Annotated in this window: 22 protein-coding genes; 15 read left to right on the plus strand and 7 right to left on the minus strand. The window is 66.3% G+C overall.

Going from position 1 to position 24,063, the window contains the following annotated elements:
* Window positions 1-11 precede the first annotated feature (11 nt).
* The gene (locus tag ACQPYR_RS03410; RefSeq protein ID WP_433627486.1) at window positions 12-515 is read right to left on the minus strand and encodes a nitroreductase family deazaflavin-dependent oxidoreductase; all 504 of its coding nucleotides are present in this window, start codon (window positions 513-515) and stop codon (window positions 12-14) included.
* 221 nt (window positions 516-736) lie between these two features.
* Between ACQPYR_RS03410 and ACQPYR_RS03415 the strand changes: the two genes are divergently transcribed.
* The 3 genes from ACQPYR_RS03415 to ACQPYR_RS03425 all read left to right on the plus strand — a co-directional run bounded on the left by ACQPYR_RS03415 (window position 737) and on the right by ACQPYR_RS03425 (window position 5,366).
* Window positions 737-1,936 (plus strand): RNA-guided endonuclease InsQ/TnpB family protein, encoded by a 1,200-nt coding sequence (locus ACQPYR_RS03415; RefSeq protein WP_433627488.1) that lies wholly within the window; start codon window positions 737-739, stop codon window positions 1,934-1,936.
* Between the two features lie 57 nt (window positions 1,937-1,993).
* Window positions 1,994-4,066, plus strand: a complete 2,073-nt coding sequence (pta, locus tag ACQPYR_RS03420) for a phosphate acetyltransferase (protein WP_433627490.1) — start codon at window positions 1,994-1,996, stop codon at window positions 4,064-4,066.
* A gap of 91 nt (window positions 4,067-4,157) precedes the next feature.
* Window positions 4,158-5,366 (plus strand): acetate kinase, encoded by a 1,209-nt coding sequence (locus ACQPYR_RS03425; RefSeq protein ID WP_433627493.1) that lies wholly within the window; start codon window positions 4,158-4,160, stop codon window positions 5,364-5,366.
* Between the two features lie 362 nt (window positions 5,367-5,728).
* Here ACQPYR_RS03425 and ACQPYR_RS03430 read toward each other — a convergent pair whose 3' ends face one another.
* From ACQPYR_RS03430 to ACQPYR_RS03440, 3 genes are read right to left on the minus strand one after another with little or no spacing between them, the layout of a single operon-like run.
* Entirely contained in the window at window positions 5,729-8,254 is a 2,526-nt protein-coding gene (locus tag ACQPYR_RS03430; RefSeq protein WP_433627495.1) for a tetratricopeptide repeat protein, read from the minus strand.
* Window positions 8,255-8,259: 5 nt separating this feature from the next.
* Window positions 8,260-9,237: a glutamate ABC transporter substrate-binding protein gene (locus tag ACQPYR_RS03435; RefSeq protein WP_433627497.1), complete on the minus strand. Its 978-nt coding sequence runs from the start codon at window positions 9,235-9,237 to the stop codon at window positions 8,260-8,262.
* Complete coding sequence (locus ACQPYR_RS03440; RefSeq protein WP_433627500.1) at window positions 9,234-10,613, minus strand: hypothetical protein; 1,380 nt, start codon at window positions 10,611-10,613, stop codon at window positions 9,234-9,236. The genes ACQPYR_RS03435 and ACQPYR_RS03440 overlap by 4 nt, the downstream gene beginning before the upstream one ends.
* A 114-nt stretch (window positions 10,614-10,727) precedes the next feature.
* On the opposite strand from ACQPYR_RS03440, the gene ACQPYR_RS03445 reads away from it, so the two are divergent.
* Window positions 10,728-11,435, plus strand: coding sequence for an NUDIX hydrolase (locus ACQPYR_RS03445; RefSeq protein ID WP_433627503.1), 708 nt, complete (start codon window positions 10,728-10,730; stop codon window positions 11,433-11,435).
* 24 nt (window positions 11,436-11,459) lie between these two features.
* Here ACQPYR_RS03445 and thiE read toward each other — a convergent pair whose 3' ends face one another.
* On the minus strand, window positions 11,460-12,167 hold the full coding sequence (gene thiE, locus ACQPYR_RS03450) for a thiamine phosphate synthase (RefSeq protein ID WP_433627506.1): 708 nt from the start codon (window positions 12,165-12,167) through the stop codon (window positions 11,460-11,462).
* 57 nt (window positions 12,168-12,224) lie between these two features.
* On the opposite strand from thiE, the gene thiO reads away from it, so the two are divergent.
* Genes thiO through ACQPYR_RS03465 form a run of 3 tightly spaced genes read left to right on the plus strand, consistent with a single transcriptional unit; the run spans window position 12,225 to window position 14,297 of the window.
* Window positions 12,225-13,322, plus strand: coding sequence for a glycine oxidase ThiO (gene thiO, locus ACQPYR_RS03455; RefSeq protein WP_433627508.1), 1,098 nt, complete (start codon window positions 12,225-12,227; stop codon window positions 13,320-13,322).
* Window positions 13,319-13,531: a sulfur carrier protein ThiS gene (thiS, locus tag ACQPYR_RS03460; protein ID WP_387294566.1), complete on the plus strand. Its 213-nt coding sequence runs from the start codon at window positions 13,319-13,321 to the stop codon at window positions 13,529-13,531. Before thiO ends, thiS begins: the two co-directional genes overlap by 4 nt.
* Window positions 13,524-14,297: a thiazole synthase gene (locus tag ACQPYR_RS03465; RefSeq protein ID WP_433627510.1), complete on the plus strand. Its 774-nt coding sequence runs from the start codon at window positions 13,524-13,526 to the stop codon at window positions 14,295-14,297. Before thiS ends, ACQPYR_RS03465 begins: the two co-directional genes overlap by 8 nt.
* A gap of 52 nt (window positions 14,298-14,349) precedes the next feature.
* On the opposite strand, the gene ACQPYR_RS03470 is transcribed toward ACQPYR_RS03465, so the two are convergent.
* The gene (locus ACQPYR_RS03470) at window positions 14,350-14,742 is read right to left on the minus strand and encodes a hypothetical protein (RefSeq protein WP_433627513.1); all 393 of its coding nucleotides are present in this window, start codon (window positions 14,740-14,742) and stop codon (window positions 14,350-14,352) included.
* Between the two features lie 30 nt (window positions 14,743-14,772).
* Between ACQPYR_RS03470 and ACQPYR_RS03475 the strand changes: the two genes are divergently transcribed.
* From ACQPYR_RS03475 to ACQPYR_RS03495, 5 genes are all read left to right on the plus strand, one after another.
* Window positions 14,773-15,612 carry a hypothetical protein gene (locus ACQPYR_RS03475; protein ID WP_433627516.1) on the plus strand — a complete coding sequence of 280 codons (840 nt, stop codon included), beginning with the start codon at window positions 14,773-14,775 and terminating at the stop codon, window positions 15,610-15,612.
* Entirely contained in the window at window positions 15,609-15,983 is a 375-nt protein-coding gene (locus ACQPYR_RS03480; protein WP_433627518.1) for a hypothetical protein, read from the plus strand. Before ACQPYR_RS03475 ends, ACQPYR_RS03480 begins: the two co-directional genes overlap by 4 nt.
* Before the next feature lie 212 nt (window positions 15,984-16,195).
* On the plus strand, window positions 16,196-17,212 hold the full coding sequence (locus ACQPYR_RS03485) for an ABC transporter ATP-binding protein (protein ID WP_433627520.1): 1,017 nt from the start codon (window positions 16,196-16,198) through the stop codon (window positions 17,210-17,212).
* Window positions 17,212-17,970 (plus strand): ABC transporter permease, encoded by a 759-nt coding sequence (locus ACQPYR_RS03490; RefSeq protein WP_433627523.1) that lies wholly within the window; start codon window positions 17,212-17,214, stop codon window positions 17,968-17,970. Before ACQPYR_RS03485 ends, ACQPYR_RS03490 begins: the two co-directional genes overlap by 1 nt.
* Before the next feature lie 500 nt (window positions 17,971-18,470).
* Entirely contained in the window at window positions 18,471-19,262 is a 792-nt protein-coding gene (locus tag ACQPYR_RS03495; RefSeq protein WP_433634999.1) for an adenylate/guanylate cyclase domain-containing protein, read from the plus strand.
* A 45-nt stretch (window positions 19,263-19,307) separates the two neighbouring features.
* On the opposite strand, the gene ACQPYR_RS03500 is transcribed toward ACQPYR_RS03495, so the two are convergent.
* Window positions 19,308-19,451, minus strand: a complete 144-nt coding sequence (locus ACQPYR_RS03500) for a hypothetical protein (RefSeq protein WP_433627525.1) — start codon at window positions 19,449-19,451, stop codon at window positions 19,308-19,310.
* Window positions 19,452-19,608: 157 nt separating this feature from the next.
* On the opposite strand from ACQPYR_RS03500, the gene ACQPYR_RS03505 reads away from it, so the two are divergent.
* From ACQPYR_RS03505 to ACQPYR_RS03515, 3 genes are read left to right on the plus strand one after another with little or no spacing between them, the layout of a single operon-like run.
* The gene (locus ACQPYR_RS03505; RefSeq protein WP_433627528.1) at window positions 19,609-21,321 is read left to right on the plus strand and encodes an acyclic terpene utilization AtuA family protein; all 1,713 of its coding nucleotides are present in this window, start codon (window positions 19,609-19,611) and stop codon (window positions 21,319-21,321) included.
* Window positions 21,318-22,466, plus strand: a complete 1,149-nt coding sequence (locus tag ACQPYR_RS03510) for an acyl-CoA dehydrogenase family protein (protein WP_397050069.1) — start codon at window positions 21,318-21,320, stop codon at window positions 22,464-22,466. The genes ACQPYR_RS03505 and ACQPYR_RS03510 overlap by 4 nt, the downstream gene beginning before the upstream one ends.
* The gene (locus ACQPYR_RS03515; protein WP_433627532.1) at window positions 22,463-24,061 is read left to right on the plus strand and encodes an acyl-CoA carboxylase subunit beta; all 1,599 of its coding nucleotides are present in this window, start codon (window positions 22,463-22,465) and stop codon (window positions 24,059-24,061) included. The genes ACQPYR_RS03510 and ACQPYR_RS03515 overlap by 4 nt, the downstream gene beginning before the upstream one ends.
* Window positions 24,062-24,063 lie beyond the last annotated feature (2 nt).

Below are 24,063 nucleotides of genomic sequence, written 5' to 3' on the forward strand. Positions count from 1 at the left end.
GGAAGGGTTGGTCAGGCGCGGGTGAGGGCGAAAATGCGGAGGTCTCGGGCGGTGCGGGTGCGGTAGACGCGGTAGGCGCTGGTGATATCGACGAAGCGGGCGAACAGGGCGTCCTTGTCGGATTCGACCAGGGTGGCGCGGACAGGGATGCGTTGGCCTGCGATGGCGACGGTGGCATTCGGGTTCGCCAGCAGGTTGGTGGTCCAGGCCGGGTGATGCTGCCGGCCGAAGTTGCTGCCGATCACATAGATGGTGTCGCCGTCGTGTAGGCAGAGCAATGGTTGGGTGCGCGGCTCACCGGATTTGCGGCCGGTGGTGGTCAGCAGTATGACCGGGGCGCCGATCGGGCCGAGGAGGGTGTACTTGGCGTCGGTGCGCTCGAGGATGGCCCGATCCAGCGGCGTGACCTTCCGAATCAGCCACGACCCGGGTTTGGTAGAAGCGAGCTTGGTCGCTAGGCGGGCAAGGAAATTGGTGTTCGAACCCCACTGCCGCTTCGGAAACTGCTCAGCCATCCCCGGACTATAGCCGTCGAAGCACACCCACGGCCGAGTGATCACGGTCTCGGCCGGACGGCTGCGAGATCCTCGTGTCAACCATGTCGGTCGCTCCGTTCAACCTGTTGCCATTGCGCCGAACTTGTCACACACCCCTGTCATGATCTATCCGCAGTAGGTCCGGATCAGGTGCTCATGGCAGCGACAAAACCGGATGGCAACATCGCGGGAGGGGGAGTGTGAAGCGCGTCGTCGTCGTTAAGCTCACTCCCACCCGGGAGCAGTATGTGGCGCTGAAAGCGACACTGAAGTTGTGCAATGCGGGGGCGAACATGGTCGCGCGGGTCGCGCACACCGCTGCTGATCGTCGCCCGTTCGCGCTGCAGAAGCAGGTGTACGCCCACCTCAAAACGTGCGGGTTGTCTGCGCAACCGGCGATCCGAGTCATCAAGAAGGTCGCGGACGCGTATGCGACCCAACAAGCGAACCTAGCCAGAGGGAATTTCGGCACGCCGGGATCGAAACGATATGCGAAAGTCGTCGGTAAGCCGATCATGTTCCGCGAGGACGCGGGCCAACCATTCGATGACCGCTGCCTGTCGTGGCAGATCGATCAATCGACGGTTTCGATCTGGAGCAGTGCGGGGCGACTGCGGGGTGTCGGATTCGTATGCGCGCCATGGCAGTTGAGCTTGCTCGCTGCCCGTAAGGGTGAGTCGGATTTGATCTTCCGCGACGGCGACTTCTACCTACACGCTACCGTCGACACTGATGCCCCGCCCGAGTTGGTCCCGGCGGATGACCCCACCGGGTGGCTTGGCGTCGATCTGGGGATTGTGAACCTGGCAGTTACCAGTGCAGATAACCCCGCCGAACTTGACTCTCGGTGGTCCGGTGGCGCGGTCACTGCACGGAGGAAGAGGAATAGATCCTTGCGGAACGCCCTGCAGAAGGTGGGGACCAAGTCCGCGAAACGAAAACTGAAGACCCGCCGCAGGAAGGAAACGCGCTACGCCACCGACATCAACCATCAACTCTCCAAAACCATTGTCGCCCAAGCGCAACGCACCGGCCAGGGAATTGCGATAGAAGATCTGTCGGGAATTCGGGACCGGGTACGGCTGGCTAGGGAGCAGCGGTACCAATTACATACCTGGGCGTTCGCGCAACTGCGTCACCAGATCATCTACAAAGCACAAACCGCAGGATTGCCCGTGCAGGTGATCGATCCGCGTAACACCAGCAAAACCTGTCACCGCTGCGGACGCTGCGAGCGCGCGAACAGACGCAGTCAAGAACTTTTCCGGTGCCGGAATTGTGGGTGGAACGGCCACGCCGACCACAACGCCGCAATCAACATCGCCGCACTCGGATACCAAAACTATCGGGCCGCCCAATCAACCGTGCCTAAAGCAGCCACCCCTCTAACAGCCAGTTAGAACGTGAGCAGCAAACCCTCGTCTTGCGGGACCGGGTAGTTGATTAAGCTCACGGACATGGCCGATACCGCTCCATCCGCTGTGTACATCGCATCTCCGGAGGGTGACACCGGAAAATCGACGGTGGCCCTCGGAATGCTCCAGATGCTGTGCGCTACCACCGCCCGGGTCGGCGTATTCCGGCCGATCACCCGCTCGACCACCGAGCCGGATTACATCCTGGAACTGCTGCTCGAGCACAGCACCGCCGATATCGACTACGCGCAGGCCATCGGCGTCACCTACGAGCAGGTGCACGCCGATCCGGATGCCGCGATCAGCGAGATCGTGATGCGGTTCCACGAGGTCGCGAAGCTGTGTGACGCGGTGGTGATCGTCGGCAGCGACTACACCGATGTGGCCAGCCCGAGCGAACTGCGCTTCAATGCCCGTATCGCGGTGAACCTCGGCGCGCCCGTACTGCTGGTCGTGCGCGGTTCCGGCCGCACTCCGGACGAGGTCGAGCAGCTGGCCGAGCTGTGCGCTCACGAGCTGTCCCTCGAACACGCGCACCTGATGGCGATCATCGCGAACCGTTGCGATCCAGTGCAATTGGACGCAGTCGGCATTGCCCTCAAAGGCTTCGACGTGCCGTCCTGGACGTTACCTGAAGTGCCGCTGCTGATTTCGCCCACAATGGCCGAGCTGTGCACCGCGATCGGCGGTGAAATGTACAGCGGCGATGTGGAATTGCTGCAGCGTGAGGCATTGCAGGTCATGGTCGGCGGCATGACGGCCGAACATATTCTGGAGCGATTGGTCGACGGTGTCGTGGTCATCGCGCCGGGCGACCGCTCCGACGTGCTGCTCAGTGTCGTGAACGCGCATGAGGCGGAAGGCTTTCCGTCGCTGTCGGGCATCATCATGAACGGCGGCATGCTGCCGCATCCGGCCATCGCCAGGCTGATGAACGGTCTCAAACCCAAACTGCCGATCCTCACCACCGAACTGGGCACCTACGACGCCGCGAGCGCCGCCTACCGCACCCGCGGCCGCATGTCGGCGGGCAGCCCGCGCAAGGTCGACACCGCGCTGGCCCTGATGGAACAGCATGTCGACGCGTCGCAGTTATTGCAGCGCATCGAAATTCCGGATACCTCCGTGGTGACACCGCAAATGTTCGAATACCAGCTGATCGAACGCGCCAGGGCGGACCGCAAGACCATTGTGCTGCCCGAGGGCGACGACGACCGCATCCTGCGCGCGGCGGGGCGGGTGCTGCAGCGCAAGATCGCGGATCTGGTCATTCTCGGCGACGAGGCTGCGGTGCGCGCCCGTGCCGCGGAACTCGGCGTCGATATCTCGGCCGCACGGGTACTCGACCCGCGCACCTCCGGTTACCTCGACGAATTCGCCGCGGAATACACCGAATTGCGCAAGCACAAGGGGATGACACTGGAGCGCGCCCGCGAAACCATGGCCGATATCTCGTATTTCGGCACCATGATGGTGCACAAGGGCATCGCCGACGGCATGGTCTCCGGCGCCGCGCACACCACGGCGCACACCATCCGGCCGTCCTTCGAGATCATCAAGACCGTGCCGGGCGTCTCCACCGTCTCCAGTGTGTTCCTCATGTGCCTGGCCGATCGGGTGCTCGCCTACGGTGACTGCGCCGTCGTGCCCGATCCGAGCTCGGAGCAGCTGGCCGATATCGCGATCTCCTCGGCGCAGACCGCGGCCCGCTTCGGCATCGACCCGCGCGTCGCGATGCTGTCCTACTCAACCGGTGAATCCGGCAGCGGCGCCGATGTGGACAAGGTGCGCGTCGCCACCAAACTGGTTCGCGAGCGCGAGCCGGAACTGCTGGTGGAGGGCCCGATCCAGTACGACGCCGCGATCGAACCCACCGTTGCCACCACCAAGCTCCCGGATTCCGAAGTGGCCGGGCGCGCGACGGTCTTCGTGTTTCCCGACCTCAACACCGGTAACAACACCTACAAGGCGGTCCAGCGCAGCGCCGGTGCGATCGCGATCGGTCCGGTGCTGCAGGGGCTGCGCAAACCGGTCAACGACCTGTCCCGCGGTGCGCTCGTCGCCGACATCGTCAATACGGTTGCTATCACTGCGATCCAGGCGCAGGAAGACTGATGTGCGGTGTGGCACACGGCGGAACAATGCGGCCGGGTTCGCGGTTGCTGACCGAGTGCGGGGGCACGCGCGTGATGCAGGAGGTGCTGGTATGCCGAATTGCCAGGTGCTGGTGATCAATTCCGGCTCGTCGTCGATCAAATACCAACTGCTGGACCCGGAGTCGGGTGTCGTCGCCGCTTCCGGCATGGTCGATCGGATCGGCGAGGAGCAGGCCGGGATCGAGCACAAGGTCGATGGCCGAACCATCGAACGTCGCGAGCCGATCGCCGATCACACGGCGGGGTTGCGGCTGGTCTTCGATGTGTTCGCCGAATCCGGCCACGATCTGGCCACCGCGGGGGTGCGTGCGGTCGGGCACCGCGTGGTGCACGGGGGCGAAGTGTTCTATCGGCCGACGCTCATCGACGACGACGTGGTCGCGGCCATATCGGACTTGTCTTCGCTTGCACCGCTGCATAATCCGGCGAATGTCGCGGGCATCGAAAGTGCGCGTGCACTGCTGCCTGGTGTACCGCAGGTCGCGGTGTTCGATACCGCGTTCTTCCATGGCCTGCCCGATGCCGCCAAGACCTACGCCGTTGACGCGAAACTCGCTGCCGCACATGGCATCCGGAAGTACGGCTTCCATGGCACGTCGCACGAGTACGTTTCGGGCCGGGTCGCTGCGCTACTCGATCGAGATCCCGCGGACCTGAATCAGATCATCTTCCACCTCGGCAACGGCGCATCGGCATCGGCCATCCGCGGCGGCCACCCGATCGACACCACCATGGGCCTCACCCCGCTGGAGGGGCTGGTGATGGGCACCAGGGGTGGCGATCTCGATCCCGGGATCTTCGCGCATCTGGTCCGTGCGGCCCACATGGATGTCGACCAGATCGATGAAATGCTGAACCGCAATGCCGGACTCAAGGGACTATCCGGCGTCAACGACTTCCGTGAGTTGCGGCGGCTGATCGATGCCGGCGACGCCGCGGCCCGCCTGGCCTACGACGTGTACATCCACCGCCTGCGCCGCTATCTCGGCGCGTATCTGATCGAGCTCGGCGGTGTCGATGCCATCACTTTCACCGCAGGCGTCGGCGAGAACAGCCCGCAGGTCCGCGCCGACGCACTAGCCGGGCTGTCCCGCTTCGGCATCCAGGTCGATCCCGACCGCAATACCGCCGAAGACCGCGCGGCCCGGCACATTTCCGCACCGGACGCGGAGGTCGCCGTGCTCGTCGTGCCGACCAATGAGGAACTGGCGATCGCACGGGCCGCACTCCGCGTTGTCGCAGTTCAGCGTGCTGATTGAGCGGCTCAAGAAAACCTCACGGAATCCTCACACTCGCTGCGCCAGTATTGGTATCGGATCAGGTTCGCGCCGGACGCCGTAACCGGGGCCGGACCTCCGCCGCTATCGGGTCCGCGATGCCCTCGCCGCTCCCGATGTGCCCGCTCCGGCTGCCCCCGGGGCGGGCCGGAAGCGCGGAACCCCGGGGATCATCGGTGTGCCGACTGCTCCGCGAATCGAGATCCGAGGCTCCCCCGCCTCCCCGGGCCTTTTGCCGGTCGTTGGGAGGTGGGGGACCGGTCCTCGCGGACCGGCGGTTGCGAGGGTGACTCTGTTTGGGGGTACCCGATGAGTCGTACGAGATCAGTCGTCCAGCTTCGAATCTAGATCCAGGTCTTGGCTCGGATGGAATTCGCCAGGTCGACCAGCGCATAGCGGTGATTGCGGCCGGGGGCGCTGCGGGCCAGGGCGCGCAGCCCGGCCTCGGTGCCCGCACGCAGCTCGCGCTCGGTGAACGGCGCGCCGAAGAGGGTCGTCCCGTCGCTCCTGGGCGTATTGCCCGATTGCAGCCAGGCCAGCGCGGCACCGAGGACGAGCACGCGCATCTGGGTCGCGCGGCTCTCCCCACTTGGCAGGCCGACGACGCGCGAGGCCGAAAGGTGCAGGGTGGATTCGGGGAGTTCGGCGATCGGGGCGGCGGTGAGCAATAGCCACACCGCGGTCATCCGGGCCGTTGTGTAGTGCCGGGAGGCGGCGGGCACCTCGTCGAGCGCGCGCACGGCCTCGTCCACCTGACCCGCCTCGGCCGACTGCCTGGCCAGGCCGAATGCGGCGCTCACCACGGCGCGATCGGTGCGCCAGACCGTGGCGTAGAACTTCTCCGCATAAGCCCGCCACTGTTCGTGGTCGTCCGAATCCCAATGCTGCAGAACGAGTTCCGCGGTCGCCGCGAGTGCGAGCTTGGGCGCGATCTCGCCGGGCAGCACGCGCAGCACCGCATCGAAGCTGTTGTAGGCCTGCTCGTAATCCAACTCGAGCAACTGGGCCTGGCCCAGATACCAGTCGATGCGCCAATCGTGATCGCCGGGCAGCGGTGACAGCATCTGGCGCACCGCCGCAGGTTCACCGAGTTCGAGCCGCAGCTTGGCCTCGGCCAGCGTCAGCTCCAGATCCCATGTCTCCTGGGTTTTTTCGGGATCGGCCACGGCGCGCTCATGTGCCTCCTGCAACGCCGCGAGCGCATCGTTCGGTTCCGGATGTGCCACGGCCGCGAGCACCGGCACCGACGCGTCCGTCGGATCGATGAGCGGAACCGGAAGCGCCGCAGCCACTTCGACGGCGCGCAGCAGATTGCTTCTGGCGATGCCGTCGGCATAGGCGTCGGTTTGGCTGATCAACTCCTCGGTGCCGAAGCTGGCGCGCTGTGGACTGAAAACTGTGGACAGCTGTGGATGTTCGGCGCCGGTCTCCATGGACAGGATCTCGCGCAGTACCCCGGCCAGCTGCGCCGACATGACGCGCGCGGAGGGGAAGCGGCGCTCGGGATCGGGATCGGTCGCGCACAGCAGCAGGCGATGGAAGAACTCGTAGTGTTCGAGCACCGGATGGTCGGCGGGGTCGGGAATGCCGTCGAGGTAGCGTCCCTGTTCCATCGGCATGCTCAGCGTCAGCACGGCCAGCGTCCGCCCGACCGTGTAGATGTCCGAGGCCACCGTCGGGCCGGTCCTGGCGATCTCGGGTGCCTGAAAACCCCTGGTGCCGTATAGGTTTCCGTAGGCATCGATGGTGGCGACGGCGCCGAGGTCGATGAGTTTGACCTGATCCTCGGTGACCATGATGTTGTCGGGTTTGAGGTCGTTGTAGGTCAACCCGATCGAATGCAGATACTCCAGCGCGGGCAGGATCTCCAGCAGATATGCGATCGCCTCGGGGACCGGCATCCGCTCCGGCCGCGGATAGGTGTCGAGCATATCGCGCAGCGAGCGGCCGCCGACGTACTCCATGACGATGTAGCCGATCGACTCGCCGTCCGGTCCGGTGTGCTCGACGAAGTTGTGGATCTTGACGATGCTGGGATGAGCCACCTCGGCCAGGAATTGGCGTTCGGCGACGGCCACCGCCTGCGCCTCGGTATCGCCCGCGTGCAGCAGGCCCTTCAGGACGACCCAGCGGTCGCTGACATTGCGGTCGATCGCGAGATAGATCCAGCCGAGTCCACCGTGCGCGATACAGCCCTGGATCTCGTACTGGCTCGACACCATATCGCCGTCGTGCAGTGACGGGCGGAAATCATAGGGCGCACCGCAGGTTTCGCAGGTGCCCGCGGTTGTCGCGGGGCGGGTCGCGGTGGCGCGGCCGACCGGATTGCCGCAGCGCCAACAGAAGCGCCTGCCCTCGGAGACGACCGGATCGGCGAGCACCGCGGTGCGTGGATCGGCGGGCGGGATATTCGGAATCGTGACCAGTCCGGCGCCGAGTTTGCGCGTAGTCGGTCGCGAGCGCGCGGTGCGGACACTGCGTCCGGAGGTGCGCATGGTCGCGGCGGAGGTCGGCTCCGGGGCGTTCCATGCGCCTACGGTGAATTCGGCGGCCATATTGTCGCCGGAGGCGGTTTGGTGGCGGATCGTCTCGGCGGAGGCGGGGTGGTCACGAGTCGTCTCGGCGAAGGCGGAGTGTTGACGAGCGGATTTGCCGGCGGTCTCCCCGGTGCCGGAAGTGGCCTCGGGACGCAGGTTTTCGGCCTCGGGGCCAGTGTCCGGTGACCATCTGATCGTTTCGACGGCCGCGGAGCCCCGTTCGGCCATATCCGGTTCGACGAACGTGGTTGCCCTGGTGCTTTCTCCGGATTCCTCGGCGGGTTCCTTCGGCTCGCCCTCGGTCGAATCGGTGGCATCGTGCGGTGCTGTCATCGCCGTCAGTCCTGATAGGTCGCGATGGGCGGCGCTGGGACCGGCCCTAGTGCGATGAGGTATTGCTGGTACAGCCGGGCCCAGGTGCCGTCATTGCGGATGCGGTCCAGCGTGCCGTTTACGAAGCGGACGAGATCGTCGTTGCCCTTGGGGATTCCGATGCCGTAGGGCTCGACGCTGATGCTGGGGCCGACCAACTCGGTGTACGACGAGTCCTGCGTGGCCAGACCCGCGAGAATGGCGTCGTCGGTGCTGATCGCGTCGACCTGACGCTGTTGCAGCACAACCAAACAGTCGGCCCAGGTCGGCACGGTGAGGATGGTCGCGCCCGGCTGCTCGCGGCGCATGTGATCCAGCGAGGTGGTGCCGGATACGATGCACACCCGCTTACCGGCCAAATCGGCCAGACTTCGGATACCGGAGTTCTTCACCGCGAGCACGCGCTGATTCGCGTGCAGGTAGACGGTCGAGAAGCTGACTTTCTGCCGCCGCTCGCAGTTGATCGTCATCGTCTTGGCGACAATATCGACGACGTGATTCTGCAGCGCGGACTCGCGCTCGGCGGACCCGAGACTGCGGTACTCGATCTGTTCCGGACTACCGAACAGATCGCGCGCGACCTCCCTGGCGATATCGGCGTCGAACCCGACAATGGTGCCGCTCACCGGATCACGGAAGCTGAAAAGGTTGCTGCCGGTATCCAAGCCGACCACCAACCGGCCGCGGGCCCGAATCGCATCGATCGTCGGGCCGCGGGCGGCCGCACCCGCCCCGGTGGGCCGCAGACTCGCGGTCGGATCGCCGCACTGCTCGTCGCGTTCGGCTGGAATCGGTGAGTCCGTCGGTATCGAAACGGCTTTGGCGGGCAGCGGCGGTTCGGTGTATTTGGTGGTCTTCGTATCGATCGTGTCCGAGCCCGCTGCGCACCCGGCGAGCAGAGCGATTGCGGCGAGCGCGGCGAGTAGCCCGCGCACGCGGTTCACCGGTACTCCCGAAGTCGCGGCCAGATACCGAGGCCGACATAGCCTGCGGCGAGTATTCCCAACACCATCGCGCCCGGTGCCAGGAAGTCCAGTGATCGGGCCGCGCCGGAGATGTTGTCGCGCAACGTATTGCGCGTCGCGTCCAGGGCCAGGCCCACTGCGTGGTCCAGTGATTCCACCTGTGCCGCGGCATCCGCCGAGCCCGGCCCGGTCGCCACGGTCGCCGCCCCGATGAAATCGCCGCGGGCGAGAGTGTCGTTCATGTGCTGATGGGCCGCTCGCCATCGGGTAAGCGCCGCACGGGCCTCCGCGATCTCATCGGCCGCGGGCGCATCGGATGGATAGCCGCTGAGCAGTTCGTTGAGCCGGGTGACGCTGGACTCGTAGGTCCGGTCGTAATCGCCGGTGGCGTCGCGGCGCACGAGCTTCAGCGTCTCCGCCGAACGCGCCTGCTGGGTCAGGATGCGGCTCTCGGTCAGCCGGGAACTCGGTACCGCGCCGTGATCTCGGCCACCGATCATCTCCGCGGCCGAGACCGATCCGGCGACCACCGTCCACGCCAACAGGATCAGCATCCCGGTGGAGGCGAGCAGCAATCCCGGATTGAGCACGCGATGCCAGCGCTTCGACAGATCGAACTGCGCCCAGACCAGCGCTGCGAGCGCCAAGATCAGCACACCGATCGCGGGCCACGGCGGCTGCACGTGATGCCGCTGGGCCGCGCTCACGGCGTCGGAGCGATGGCTCTGCAGCTGTGCGGCCATCGGCAGCAGGACGGTCTGCATCTGATTCGATGCCTCGCTCAAATACGCGGCGCCGACCGGGTACCCGTTGCGATTGTTCGCGCGGGCGGTTTCGACCAGACCAGAGTAGACCGGCAGGCCGGTTGCGATGCCCGTACGCAGTCGGGTATCCGGGTCGTCGTCGGTGGCCTGTCCGGCCGCGTGACCCGATTGCGTCACCAACTCCGCGGACGCCTCGCCCAGCGCCTGGCTGTAGCGATCGCGCACGGTCTCCGGTTCCAGGCCGCCCGCGATGAACGCGGTACTCGCCGCGGCGTCCGCGATGGACAGCGACGTGTAGAGGTGGTGGGAGGAGTTCGCATCCGGCTCGGTGTCGTCGAGCAGGATCTCCAGTGCCTGCTGGCGATCGCTCACCGTCGAGGCGGTCATCATGCCCGCGGCCAGGCACAGGCCGATGAGTAGCAGACCGATCGCGATGAGCCGACCCGGGGTCGATAGTGCGAAGGATCGTAGGTTGGCCGGGTCCAAATGGGCGCGTAGCCCGGCCTCGCGCGGCACGTCCAGCCGCTCGGGCCCGACATCGGCCGTGACCGACGGCGGCCGCGGGGCCGTCGTCGAGTCGAGCGCTGCCATCTCCACCTCCCCGGTTGGTGCGCACATGTGCTCCTGCTGGGAGCTTATTGTGGTCTTACCGGCGCCGTGGCGTGTGAAACAACCGCGCGACGGCTAGATGAGGATGGTAACCAGATGCGTGGTGACGGTGACGGTTGGTCACGCGGCCCGGACGGATTGCGGCATTGGGGCCGCTTCGGCGCCGCCGGACTTCTGCTGCGCGCCCCGCTCGCGGGCGGCGGTTCTGCGGTGTTGTTGCAGCACCGCGCGCCGTGGAGTCATCAGGGTGGCACCTGGGCGCTGCCCGGCGGCGCCCGCGACAGCCACGAGACCCCGGTGCACGCGGCGGTCCGCGAGGCATGGGAGGAAGCCGGCATCGATCCCGCCGATGTTCGAGTGCGCGGCGAGCGAATCACCGCGACGGCATTGAGCGGCTGGACGTACACCACCGTTGTCGCCGACGCGGTGATGACCCTGCCGACCAGTCGCAACCGGGAGAGCAGTGCGTTGGCGTGGGTCCCCGAGGACGAGGTCGACAGCCATCCGCTACACCCCGGCTTCGCCGCCTCCTGGCCTGCGTTGCGGGCGGCTCCGGCGCGCGTCCGCCTCGACGACATCGACGTGGACGACGCCGGTTCGGTCGCGGCCGCGCTGCCTCGTACCGTCGACCTCGCCGATCAGGGCTTCGTCTGGTTGCACGCGGATCCCGAAGGCCCCGGTGCCTACGCCCGCATCGTCGACACGGATATCGATGCGACCGATGCCGTGCGGTCGGATGCGAATTCGGAGCTCGCTCCGCCCGATTCGGTCTTTTCGCTCACCCGGGTTCAGGTGCTGTCCTGAAGTTGTCGAGCCGCGCTGCGAGTGTCAGCCGATCTGAGCGTTGTGCAGCAACGCTGTTTTCAGGTGCCGGGCCGCTGCTTCGGGGTCGCGCGCCTCGGTGATCGCGCGCACCACGACGATGCGCTCGGCTCCCGCCGCCAGCACCTCGGGCAGTCGTTCGGCATCGATGCCGCCGATCGCGAACCACGGACGGGTCGGATGGGCGTCGGCGGTGGAACGCACCAGGTCCAGGCCCGCCGCCTGACGTCCCGGCTTCGTCGGCGTGGCCCACACCGGCCCGGTGCAGAAATAGTCGACGTTCTCGTCGACCGCCGCGAGCCCGGCCTGCGCGCGGTTGGTGGTGGAGCGCCCGATCACCACATCGGGTCCGAGAATGCGTCGCGCGTACCACGGCGGCAGATCGTTCTGTCCGAGGTGCAGCACATCGGCCCCGGCGGCGAGCGCGATATCGGCACGGTCGTTCACCCCGACCAGCGCGCCGTGCCTGCGGGCCGCGGCCTTCAATTCGGCGAGTGCGCCGATCTCGGCCTTGGCCTCGAGCGGGCCGAACTTCGCCTCGCCGGGCGACCCCTTGTCCCTGAGCTGAATGATGTCGACACCGCCGGCGAACGCGGCCTCGGCGAACCTGGCCAGGTCGCCCTTCTCCCTGCGTGCGTCCGTGCAGAGATACAGCCGGGCGGTAGCCAAACGCTCCCTGGGCGGTAGGGACCGGAACTGGTGGGAGGGTTGCACGTGCTCGACCGTAGTCGCGCTACCGTGGGGATGCGAATAGTGAGGCAGGTGGATCGAATGCGGACTCTGGCCGTCGTCGGTGGCGGCGCCATCGGACTCGCCGCCGCCTGGCGGGCGGCCGAGGCGGGATGGTCGGTCACCGTATTCGATCCCGCCGTCGGCTCCGGCGCCTCCTGGGTTGCCGGGGGGATGCTCGCACCACTGTCCGAGGGCTGGCCGGGGGAGGACCTGGTCCTGGAAATCGGCGCTGCCTCGCTGGCCCGCTGGCCCGACTTCGCCGCCCGACTGGAATCGACCACCGGTGTATCGGTATTCGTCGCCGATGAAACCCTGACCGTCGCGCTGGATGGTGCGGACGCCGCCGATCTGCGTACGGTGGCCGAATGGGTCGGCGGCCGTGGCCATCAGCTCGAGGTGCTCGACCGAGCCGGTGTGCGCGCGCTGGAACCCGCGCTGGCACGCACCGTGCGCGCCGGTCTGCGCGCCGCCACCGAACCCGCCATCGACAACCGGCTGCTGCTGGAAGCGCTCCAAAAGGCTTGCGGCACAGCAGGAGTCGAGGTGCGTGCCGAGACGGTCGACGCGGTGAACGCACTGCCGCACGACCAAGTCGTGCTCGCCGCGGGCGCGGCATCGTCGCTGCTGTGGCCCGGACTCCCGGTCCGCCCGGTGAAGGGCGAGATCCTGCGCCTGCGCCATCGTCCGGGCGCGACACCCCCGCCGCAGCGCGTGATTCGCGCGCGTGTGCACGGCAGGCAGGTCTACCTGGTCCCGCGCGCGGATGGAATCGTCGTCGGCGCAACACAATACGAGGCGGGCTACGACACGACGGTGACCGTCGCCGGAGTCCGCGATCTGATCGCCGACGCCGAGGCGGTGCTGCCCGGTATCGGCGAGTACGAATTGGCCGAGGCCAGTGCCGGATCCAGGCCGGGCACCCCCGACAACCTGCCCCTGATCGGACGGCTCACCGACCGGGTCGTGGTGGCTACCGGACACGGCCGCAACGGCATGCTCGCGGTGCCGCTCACCGTCGACGCGGTGCTGAGCCTGCTCGATGGCGCACCGCTCGCTGACGCGAAAGCCGCTGACCCCCAACGTTTTTCGACGGCGTACCCGCCGTCGCTCGCTACATCTGCAGGAGGAGTTCGATGACCTCGGTCCCCATCGGTGTCACCGTGAACGGGCAGGACCACGAATTCGACGGATCCCTCACGGTGCGTGAACTGCTCGATCGTCTCGGGCTGCCGTCCCAGGGCGTCGCACTCGCGGTGGACGGTGCGGTTTTCCCGAAGTCCCGCTGGGACGAGCCGGTCGGCCGCGGCTGGGAGATCGAAGTGCTTACGGCGGTTCAGGGTGGCTGACGCATTGGAAACCCCTGACCCACTGGAGATTGCGGGCAAGCGGTTCGGCTCGCGCCTCATCATGGGCACCGGCGGCGCCGAGAATCTCGCCGTGCTCGAGGAAGCGCTCATCGCCTCGGGCACCGAGCTCACCACGGTCGCCATGCGCCGGGTCGACGCCGTCGGTGGCACCGGCGTCCTCGACCTGCTCAAACGCCTCGAGATCATGCCCCTGCCCAATACCGCGGGTTGCCGCACCGCCGCCGAGGCCGTGCTCACCGCGCAACTGGCCGCCGAGGCGCTCGACACCAACTGGGTCAAACTCGAGGTGATCGCCGACGAGCGCACCCTGCTCCCCGACCCGATCGAATTGCTCACCGCCGCAGAACAATTGGTCGACGCCGGATTCGTCGTGCTGCCCTACACCACCGACGACCCGATCCTGGCCCGCCGACTCGAGGACGCGGGCTGCGCCGCGGTCATGCCCCTCGGCGCCCCGATCGGCACCGGCCTCGGCATCGGCAATCCACACAATATCGAGATGATCGTGGCGGCTGCGGGCGTCCCGGTCATCCTCGACGCGGGCATCGGCACCGCGAGCGACGCCACGCTGGCCATGGAACTCGGCTGCTCGGCCGTATTGCTCGCCACCGCCGTGACCCGAGCGCAGCAACCCGCCCTGATGGCGGCGGCCATGCGCGCTGCGGTCGACGCAGGCCACCTGGCCCGCCGCGCGGGTCGCATCCCCAAACGCTTCTGGGCGCAAGCCTCATCACCGGAGCGCTGAGTCAGGGGCGCGCCCCGGCCCGCTCGCAGGTGTTTGCGGTTGGCTGGCGTTTTCAGTACAGCTCAGATTGCATGTCGTGCGCTGGCACGTCGAACCGCGTGGTGTGGTGCACATTCAGCTCGCCGATATCGACGTGCATCGCGTATGAGCCAGGATCCAGGCGCGGGAACGTGGCGCTCCACACCATCGATGCGAGATCTTCGGCACCGGCGATCATTGGATACGGCAAGGTGACCCCATCACGCGAGAACGTCACTGTCACCGATCGCTGCAACCGGAGAACTACGTCGACCGACAGCGGAAACGATTTCTCGTTCGGTTCGACCGCTTCGATGACGATCGCGAGATACGTTCGCGAAGGCCCCTGAACGAGTCCGCTGTGCCAGATCCGAACATCGTTGCCGACATGGACCACGTCCGGAGCAGCCAGGATGAGGGGCATCATCGAAGGCTACAGCCTACGGTCACACCGGCGATGCTCGGCTCACCAGCCGCGCAGGGCCTCGTGATAGCTCAGCAACAACTCGTCGAAGCGATGCTGCGCGATTGCCCGGCCGGACTGCGCCCTGACGTGCTGAGCCTGCACGCCGAATGGACCGGATTCGCGGGGTGTCTTGCATGGGACGCCAGCCAGTACGAGACGGCGTCGCGTCTGTATACCCTGGCGCGCGAAACCGCACACGAGGCCGAGGATGCCGACCTCGGGGCGTATATGTTGTGTCACCTTTCCCAGCTCGCCCTCTGGCAGTGTCGCCCACGCGTCGCCGTCGACTACGCAGTCGCCGCGCGGGCCTGGGTCGCGCAGAGTACGGACCGGCCACTGCGCGCATATGTTGCGATTCGCGCGGCCGAGGCCGCTGCGATGGCGGGCCAGCGGCAAGCGTGTCTCACCGCGCTGGACGAGGCGGACCGGGATATCGCAGGACTCGAACCATGCCACCCTTCGCAGTCGCGCGCTTATTTTGTCGGCGGTGCCCTTCTGGAGTCCTACCGGGGTAACTGCCTGACGATCCTGCGCGAGGCGGCTCCAGCGGCCGAGGCGACCCGGCGGGCACTCGCCCTCATCCCATCGCACTTCACGCGTGACCGGGCTATGTCGCTGCTCGAACTGGAGCGGGCGTTGATCCAGCTCGACGAGATCGGTGAGGCCGCGCGTGTCCTCGGCGACGCGGCCGACCTCACCGCCCAGAATCGTTCGCCGCGGCTCATCGGCGCTATCCGTGACGGTCGCCGCGACCTATCACCATGGGCAGGCGCACGGACGATACGGGAGCTGGACGAGCGTCTCGCCGAGCGGGATATCGTGGCCGTATGAGTGCGGACCGCGAAGCGGAGGTCAGGTTGCGGCTCGCGGATGCTCGCGCGCGCCTCCTCGCGACCGGCGAGACGTACACACGCAGCGAAGGTGGTCGTGCCCCGGAGAGGTCGGAGATTTTCCGGCAGGCTCAGAACGATATCCACGCGGCCGAGCAGGCACGTAACCGCTTGCTTGTCGAGTTGGTCGGCGATGCCGACAAGGTGCCGGTTGAGCTGGCGGAGCGCCTGGGCCTCACCAGTCGCGAAGCCGTGCATATTGTGACGACGGCGCGCACAGGTTCGAGGCGGATGAGAGCGCATGTGCTGGGGGAACAGTCGGACACCGAGGCCGCTCGCGTCTGGACCAGCGAGACGGATCCGGAGCGGTAGAAGCGGGCCGACTCATGATCGCAATGACTAAGGACGAGTAGGCGTTCGCTCATATTCGACGACAGGCCGCTCGGAACCCGGCTCGTTAACGGGGGCATCGCTCAGAGTGATTCCCCTGATGCGGCCCCAGGGCCTTGGTCATCCTCGAGGATGATTGAACTCGGCACCATTTAATGACGCGCGCGGCCGCGCAATGAGGAAAGCTGGTCACCATGATCGAGCTGAGGGGCCTGACCAAGCATTACGGGCAGACCGTCGCGGTTCAAGATCTCTCCTTCACCGTTCGACCCGGACAGGTGACGGGCTTTCTTGGGCCGAATGGCGCCGGTAAATCCACCACTATGCGGATGATCCTCGGCCTGGACAAGCCCACCGCGGGCACCGCATTGATCCAGGGCAAGCCGTACCACGAGCTGGACCATCCGCTGCGTGCCGTCGGTGCGCTGCTGGATGCCAAGTGGGTGCATCCGAACCGTTCGGCCCGTGCGCATCTGCAGTGGATGGCCGCCTCCAACGAGATCGCCATGTCCCGTGTGGACGAGGTGCTGCGGCTGGTCGGCCTGTCCGAGGTGGCGGGTAAGAATGCCGGTGGCTTCTCCCTCGGTATGTCGCAGCGGCTCGGTCTGGCCGGGGCGCTGCTCGGCGATCCGCCGGTACTGCTGTTCGATGAGCCGGTGAACGGCCTGGACCCCGAGGGCATCCTCTGGATTCGCCGCTTCATGCAGCGGCTCGCGGCAGAGGGGCGGACCGTGCTGGTATCCAGCCATCTGCTCTCCGAAATGGCCCAGACCGCAGAGCATTTGGTCGTGATCGGACGCGGTCAGTTGATTTCCGATTCGACCACCCAGGAATTCATCGAGCGTGCCTCGGAACAGTCGGTGCGCGTGCGTAGTCCGCAGCTCGAGCAGTTGCGCAGCCTGCTCACCTCCAATGGCATGACCGTCCGCGAGGACGGCACGGGCCAGGACGGCGCCGCATTGGTCGTGGCCGGGGTGACCAGCGACGCGGTCGGCAAGCTGGCCGGTTCGAACGACATCACCCTGTACGAATTGGCGCCGCAGCGGGCTTCGCTGGAGGAGGCATTCATGCGGATGACCGGCGGCGCTGTGCAGTACCACGGCGAAGGCTTCGACCCGGCGGGAGCGTCAGGCCCGGAGGCGGCAGCTCGCGTAACCACGCAGGGCCCCGCGGACGCCGCGTCCTACACAGCGATGGGAGGTGCGCTCTGATGGGCGTGCTGGCAGCGGAACGTATCAAGCTCACCTCGACCAGGTCGCCGTGGTGGTGCTCGGCGATCGTGGTGGTGCTCGCCCTCGGCCTGGCCGCGCTGTTCGCGGCGGTGGCCCGCTCGTCGTCGGGTAAGGAGAACGCGCTCGACCTGACCGTCTCCACCGCGGTCGGCGGGATCAGCGGATTCGGCGTGATGGTCCTGATGATCATGGCCACCTTGACCGTGACCAGCGAATACCGCTTCGGCATCATCCGGACCACCTACCAGGCGACACCGCATCGCGCCAAGGTGATCGCCACCAAGGCGGGTCTGGTCGGCGTGTACGGCGCGGTGCTCACCATCGTGCTGGCCTTCGCCGCCTTCGCGATCGCCAAGGCGATCGGCGGCGATGCGAGCAACAACCTGACGCTCTCCGGCGGCGATGCCTGGCGCGAGATCTACGGTATTCCGATCTATGCCCTGCTCAGCGTGATCCTGGCGGTCGGCATCGGGGTGCTGGTCCGGCAGTCGGCCGCGGCGATTTCGCTGATCGTGCTCTGGCCTCTGCTCATCGAGCCGCTGCTCGGCGCGTTCGGCAGCTTCGGGCGCAATGTGCAGCCGTTCCTGCCCTTCGCGAATGCGAGCCACTTCTACAGCGCATCGGAATCGACGGCGAACTGGCACTGGGGACCGTGGGGCGGCCTGCTCTACTTCGCGGTTTTCGTCGCAATTGTCTTCGGCGCTGCACTGGTTATGGTCAACCAACGAGATGCATGATTGAACTACCCGAGTTGCCCTCCCTCGCCGCTCGGGTGACGGGTGCCGACCTTGTCGGGAGGTCCGAGCGCCCCGCGCACTGTCCGCCACTGCCCGGCGGACTATGCGAACACCGGCCCGGTGTGTGAATCCCCTTCCACACCGGGTCGGTGTATGTATTCGGGCAATCCAGGCAGTATGTGAACATCCCGGAAACTAAGCCCGGCACCGCTTCCATCCAGAATCGATGCTGGCTACTCTCGAAGTCAGCAACCAGTGAGTTACCCATTGCGGACCCGGCGTTGTGCCCGCTCAGTCTCATCGAGGGGGCGCAGGTGGCGACAATAAGTAACCCGCCGACGGTTGGTCGGCTGAGATACGCTCGGGGCGTGACCGAAACACCTTCCGGCGGTGCTGAGCCGGGGACGGAACCGGAAGACAACGGGGGCGTTCCGTCCGAGGTGACCATACCGTTGGTACCCGCCGATGAGGGCCGATCCGCTCGTCGTCCCGGCTCGGGAATGCGACGCGGGCAGTTCTCCGCCTTGATGAATGCCGCTAACCAGCGGCCCGACATCATCGGCGTACTGCGCAAGGCGCGCGAACAGCTGCCCGGTGACCCGTCTTTCGGTGACCCACTGTCGGTTTCGGGTCCGGGCGGTGCCCGCGCGGTGGCGCGCGCCGCGGATAAGTTGGTCGGCGATACGCCGAGCGCGGCCCGGGAAATCGGGTTCGGCGCGCTGCAGGTCTGGCAGGCCATGTTGGAGCGCGTCGGCCGTGGTCGAGGTAGCGAAGAAATAACTGTGATGTTCACCGATCTGGTGGCGTTCTCCAGTTGGTCGCTCTCGGCTGGCGATGAGGCGACCCTCGAACTGTTGCGCGGGGTTGCCAAGGCCATCGAGCCGCCGATCGCCGACCGCGGCGGTCAGGTGATCAAGCGCATGGGTGACGGCGTGATGGCCGTCTTCACCTCGGCCGATCGTGCGGTGCGTGCCGCTGTGCAGGCGAAACGGAATCTGGCCGATGTCAGCGTGCGCGGTTATCGCCCGCAGATGCGGATCGGTCTGCACACCGGCTCGCCGCGCGAGATCGGCGGTGACTGGCTCGGCGTGGATGTGACGATCGCCGCTCGTGTGATGGAGGCCGGCGGCAACGGCAACACCATGCTTTCGCACGCGACATTGCAGTCCGTCGAACCGGAGACGCTCGAGGAACTCGGGCTCTCGGTCAAGCCGTATAGGCGCAGTTTCTTCGCCGCACCACTGAGCGGCGTGCCGGAGGATCTGCGGATCTTCCGGCTGAGCGCAGTCTAATTGGCCGCGCCTGCGGCGCCGGTGGCCGAGGGCGAGCGAGGTGGTCTACATCAACCAGGCGACCGCGCCTGCAGCCGCCAGTGCAGCGAGCACTACCAGCGCGATGGCGAGGGGGCGGGCGGTCTTCCAGGTGGAGTAGGCCCCGCCCAGGAGGAATCCGGCCAGCGCGAACAGGATGACGGACGACATCTGGTCATTCTGCCTCGCGTGCGCTGCCCGATTAACAAGCACGCGTGCTTGCTTTTTTCTGGACCTGGTGTGATGCTGGACTCCGGAACGCGGACTCCACCGGCGGCGCAACGCGGCGCGCCGGGACGGTTCGCCGCACAGGAGGGCCTTCCAGCTGATGAGTATGCTGGCCGCCGATCCGGAGCTGATCCGAATCGGCAACTGTTCCGGGTTCTACGGTGATCGGCTCAGCGCCATGCGGGAGATGCTCGAGGGCGGGCAGCTCGATGTGCTCACCGGGGACTATCTCGCCGAGTTGACCATGCTGATCCTCGGGCGGGACCGCATGAAGGATCCCAGCCTCGGCTATGCCAAGACCTTCGTCCGGCAGATCGAGGACTGCCTCGGACTGGCGCTGGAACGCAATGTTCAGATCGTCACCAATGCGGGCGGTCTCAACCCGGCCGGGTTGGCCGAGAAGCTACGCAAGGTTGCGGCGGATCTGGGACTGGATGCCAAGGTCGCGCACGTCGAGGGTGACGACCTGCTCAGTCGAGCGGGCGAGCTCGGCCTCGGGTCACCGTTGACCGCGAATGCGTATCTCGGTGCCTGGGGCATCGTCGAATGTTTGAATGCGGGCGCGGATATCGTGGTCACCGGCCGGGTCACCGATGCTTCGGTGATCGTCGGCCCCGCAGCCGCTCACTTCGGTTGGGGGCGAACCGATTACGACCAGCTGGCCGGTGCGGTGGTGGCCGGACATGTCATCGAGTGCAGTACACAGGCCACCGGCGGTAACTTCGCCTTCTTCACCGAGCTGGCCGATCTCGGACGGCCCGGTTTCCCGATCGCCGAAGTACGCAGAGACGGCAGCAGCGTCATCACGAAGCACCAGGGCACGGGCGGCGCGGTCACGGTGGATACCGTTGCGGCACAGCTGATGTACGAGATCCAGGGAGCGCGCTATGCGGGGCCGGATGTCACCACGCGGCTGGACACGATCGGGCTGAGCCAAGAAGGTCCGGATCGCGTGTTGATCAGTGGTGTGACCGGTGAAGCGCCGCCGCCGCAGCTAAAGGTTTCTCTGAATACTCTCGGCGGTTTCCGCAATGAGATGGAGTTCGTGCTCACCGGACTCGATATCGAGGCGAAAGCCGAACTGGCGCGACGACAACTGGAGTCCTGGCTGCCCGTGCGGCCTGCGGAGCTGACCTGGACCCTGGCGCGGCTCGACCGGCCCGATGCCGAAACCGAGGAGCAGGCGAGCGCCTTACTTCGCTGCGTGGTTCGCGATCCGGATCCGAACAAGGTCGGCCGCTCGTTCTCCAATGTCGCGGTCGAGCTGGCATTGGCCAGTTATCCGGGTACCAACTTCACCAGCCTGCCCGGCAATGGTTCGCCGTACGGCGTGTACACACCGGGATTCGTCGATGCCGCCGAGGTGCCGCATGCGGCGGTGTTGCCGCAGGGCACGCGCGTCGATATCGCACCCGCGTCGGACACGCTGGAGTTGGCGAACGTGGCCGAGCCGGAACTGCCGGAGCCATTGTCCACCAACGGAACTCGCCGAGCACCGCTGGGCACGATAGCGCTGGCCCGCAGCGGCGATAAGGGCGGCAATGCCAATATCGGCGTCTGGGTCCGCACCGATGAGCAGTGGCGCTGGCTGGCGCATACGCTGACGGTGGAACGGATCAAGGAACTGCTGCCCGAGGCCGCACCGCTGACCGTCACCCGGCACGTACTGCCGAATCTGCGTGCCGTGAACTTCATCATCGAGGGTCTGCTCGGACAGGGGGTGGCCTACCAGGCCCGCTTCGATCCGCAGGCCAAGGGGCTCGGCGAATGGCTGCGCTCGCGTCATGTCGATATCCCATTGGAGTTGCGATGAGTCCGTGGAATACACCGGAACGGCGCGAATTGCGCGCCACCGTAAGGGGTTTCGCCGAGCGCGAGGTTCTTCCGTACCTCGATGCCTGGGAGCGCGACGGCGAGATCCCGCGCGAACTGCACAAGAAGGCCGGAGCGCTCGGACTGCTCGGCATCCAATTCCCGGAATCCGCAGGCGGTTCCGGCGGTGACGGTATCGACGCCATGATCGTCTGCGAGGAAATGCATCAGGCCGGTTGTTCCGGCGGCCTGTTCGCCTCGCTGTTCACCTGCGGTATCGCGGTGCCGCACATTATCGCCTCGGGCAACGAAGACCTGATCGAGCGCTTCGCACGCCCGACACTGGCCGGGGAGAAGATCGGCTCGCTCGCCATTACCGAACCCGGCGGCGGCTCCGATGTCGGCCACCTCACCACCACCGCGCGTCGCGATGGCGACCACTACATCGTCAATGGAGCCAAGACCTACATCACCTCGGGTGTGCGCGCTGATTTCGTGGTGACCGCCGTGCGCACGGGCGGGCCCGGCTCCGGCGGCATTTCGCTGCTGGTGGTGGAGAAGGGCACGCCGGGCTTCACGGTCAGCCGCAAGCTCGACAAGATGGGCTGGCTGGCCTCCGATACCGCCGAACTGTCCTATGTGGATGTCCGGGTGCCGGTGGAGAATCTGGTCGGACCGGAGAATTCCGGCTTCTATCAGATCGCCGGTGCGTTCGTCAGTGAGCGGGTCGGGCTCGCGGTGCAGGCGTATTCGCAGGCCCAGCGCTGCCTGGACCTGACCCTGGACTGGGTGCGCAACCGCGAGACCTTCGGCCGCCCGCTGATCAGCAGGCAGGCCGTGCAGAACACGGTGACCGAAATGGCGCGCCGGATCGACGTGGCCCGCGTCTATACCCGAGATGTGGTGCAGCGCAGCGCCGATGGCGAAACCGATCTGATCGCCGAGGTGTGCTTCGCCAAGAACACCGCCGTGGAGGCGGGCGAATGGGTGGCCAATCAGGCCGTGCAACTGTTCGGCGGCCTCGGCTATATGCGCGAATCCGAGGTCGAGCGGCAATACCGCGATATCCGCATTCTCGGCATCGGCGGTGGCACAACGGAAATCCTGACCGGACTGGCGGCGAAACGATTGGGGTACCAGTCTTGACGACATTACGCACCACACTCGATACCGCATCGCCGGAGTACGCGGCCGCGGCCGAGGCCATGAGCAACAAACTCGCCGAGGTAGAGGCAGAATTCGCCAAGGCCATCGCGGGCGGTGGCCCGGACAAGCTGGCCCGGCATCGCAAGCGCGGCAAGCTGACCGCGCGCGAGCGCATCGAACTGCTCATCGACGAGGATTCGCCATTCCTGGAACTGTGCCCACTTGCCGCGTGGGGCAGCGACTTCCACGTCGGGGCGAGCGTGGTGTGCGGTATCGGCATTGTCGAGGGCGTCGAATGCATGATCGTCGCGCCGGATCCCACGGTGCGCGGCGGCACCTCGAATCCGTGGACGCTGCGCAAGAACCTGCGCATGAACGACATCGTCATGCAGAACCGTCTGCCGGTGATCGGACTCGTCGAATCCGGCGGCGCGGATCTGCCGACGCAGAAGGAAGTCTTCGTACCCGGCGGACGGATGTTCCGCGACCTCACCAGGGCATCGGCGGCCGGAATCCCCACCATCGCTTTGGTTTTCGGCAATTCGACCGCAGGCGGTGCCTACATCCCCGGCATGTCCGACTACACGGTGATGATCAAGGAGCGCTCCAAGGTATTCCTCGGCGGACCGCCACTGGTCAAGATGGCCACCGGTGAGGAATCCGATGACGAATCGCTCGGCGGCGCGGATATGCACGCGCGCGTCTCGGGTCTGGCCGATTATCTGGCGGTCGACGAGCAGGACGCAATCCGCATCGGCCGCTCGATTATCAAGCGCCTGAACTGGAAGAAGCAGGGGCCGGCACCGCGCGCCGAGGTGATCGAGCCGCGGTACGACCAGGAGGATCTGCTCGGCATCGTCCCGTCCGATCTGAAGATTCCGTTCGATCCGCGCGAGGTGATCGCCCGCGTCGTCGACGGCTCCGATTTCGACGAATTCAAACCGCTCTACGGCAGCAGCCTGGTCACCGGATGGGCGGAGCTGCACGGCTATCCGGTCGGCATTCTGGCCAATGCGCGCGGCGTGCTGTTCTCGGAGGAGTCGCAAAAGGCGACCCAGTTCATCCAGCTGGCCAACCAGTCGAATACGCCACTGCTGTTCCTGCACAACACCACCGGCTACATGGTCGGCAAGGAGTTCGAGCAGAAAGGCATCATCAAGCACGGCGCGATGATGATCAACGCGGTCTCGAATTCGAAGGTGCCGCATATTTCGCTGCTGATGGGCGCGTCCTACGGTGCGGGCCATTACGGCATGTGCGGTCGCGCATACGATCCACGGTTCGTCTTCGCCTGGCCCAGTGCGAAATCCGCCGTCATGGGCGGCGCGCAGTTGGCCGGTGTGATCTCGATCGTGGGCCGGGCGGCCGCCGAGTCCAAGGGCATTCCGTTCGACGAGGAGGCCGATGCCGGGATGCGCGCGATGGTGGAGGCGCAGATCGAGGCCGAATCGCTGCCGATGTTCATGTCGGGGCGGCTGTACGACGACGGTGTGATCGACCCCCGTGATACCCGTACGGTATTGGGAATGGCGTTGTCGGCCATTCACAATGCCCCAGTCAAGGGCGCCGATGGCTTCGGCGTCTTCCGGATGTGAGG

Origin of the sequence: Nocardia sp. CA-120079, assembly GCF_050955745.1 — a bacterium.
GTDB lineage: Bacteria > Actinomycetota > Actinomycetes > Mycobacteriales > Mycobacteriaceae > Nocardia.

What these genes read in the sequence shown, in the direction of transcription:
- ACQPYR_RS03485 (WP_433627520.1), top strand. Translation starts at nt 16,196, where the DNA reads ATGATCGAGCTGAGGGGCCTGACCAAGCATTACGGGCAGACCGTCGCG.
- ACQPYR_RS03490 (WP_433627523.1), top strand. Translation starts at nt 17,212, where the DNA reads ATGGGCGTGCTGGCAGCGGAACGTATCAAGCTCACCTCGACCAGGTCG.
- ACQPYR_RS03445 (WP_433627503.1), top strand. Translation starts at nt 10,728, where the DNA reads ATGCGTGGTGACGGTGACGGTTGGTCACGCGGCCCGGACGGATTGCGG.
- ACQPYR_RS03430 (WP_433627495.1), bottom strand. Translation starts at nt 8,254, where the DNA reads ATGACAGCACCGCACGATGCCACCGATTCGACCGAGGGCGAGCCGAAG.
- ACQPYR_RS03410 (WP_433627486.1), bottom strand. Translation starts at nt 515, where the DNA reads ATGGCTGAGCAGTTTCCGAAGCGGCAGTGGGGTTCGAACACCAATTTC.
- ACQPYR_RS03470 (WP_433627513.1), bottom strand. Translation starts at nt 14,742, where the DNA reads ATGATGCCCCTCATCCTGGCTGCTCCGGACGTGGTCCATGTCGGCAAC.
- ACQPYR_RS03495 (WP_433634999.1), top strand. Translation starts at nt 18,471, where the DNA reads ATGCGACGCGGGCAGTTCTCCGCCTTGATGAATGCCGCTAACCAGCGG.
- thiS (WP_387294566.1), top strand. Translation starts at nt 13,319, where the DNA reads ATGACCTCGGTCCCCATCGGTGTCACCGTGAACGGGCAGGACCACGAA.
- ACQPYR_RS03505 (WP_433627528.1), top strand. Translation starts at nt 19,609, where the DNA reads ATGAGTATGCTGGCCGCCGATCCGGAGCTGATCCGAATCGGCAACTGT.
- ACQPYR_RS03440 (WP_433627500.1), bottom strand. Translation starts at nt 10,613, where the DNA reads ATGGCAGCGCTCGACTCGACGACGGCCCCGCGGCCGCCGTCGGTCACG.
- ACQPYR_RS03510 (WP_397050069.1), top strand. Translation starts at nt 21,318, where the DNA reads ATGAGTCCGTGGAATACACCGGAACGGCGCGAATTGCGCGCCACCGTA.
- ACQPYR_RS03475 (WP_433627516.1), top strand. Translation starts at nt 14,773, where the DNA reads ATGCTCGGCTCACCAGCCGCGCAGGGCCTCGTGATAGCTCAGCAACAA.
- thiO (WP_433627508.1), top strand. Translation starts at nt 12,225, where the DNA reads ATGCGGACTCTGGCCGTCGTCGGTGGCGGCGCCATCGGACTCGCCGCC.
- ACQPYR_RS03480 (WP_433627518.1), top strand. Translation starts at nt 15,609, where the DNA reads ATGAGTGCGGACCGCGAAGCGGAGGTCAGGTTGCGGCTCGCGGATGCT.
- ACQPYR_RS03425 (WP_433627493.1), top strand. Translation starts at nt 4,158, where the DNA reads ATGCCGAATTGCCAGGTGCTGGTGATCAATTCCGGCTCGTCGTCGATC.
- ACQPYR_RS03500 (WP_433627525.1), bottom strand. Translation starts at nt 19,451, where the DNA reads ATGTCGTCCGTCATCCTGTTCGCGCTGGCCGGATTCCTCCTGGGCGGG.
- pta (WP_433627490.1), top strand. Translation starts at nt 1,994, where the DNA reads ATGGCCGATACCGCTCCATCCGCTGTGTACATCGCATCTCCGGAGGGT.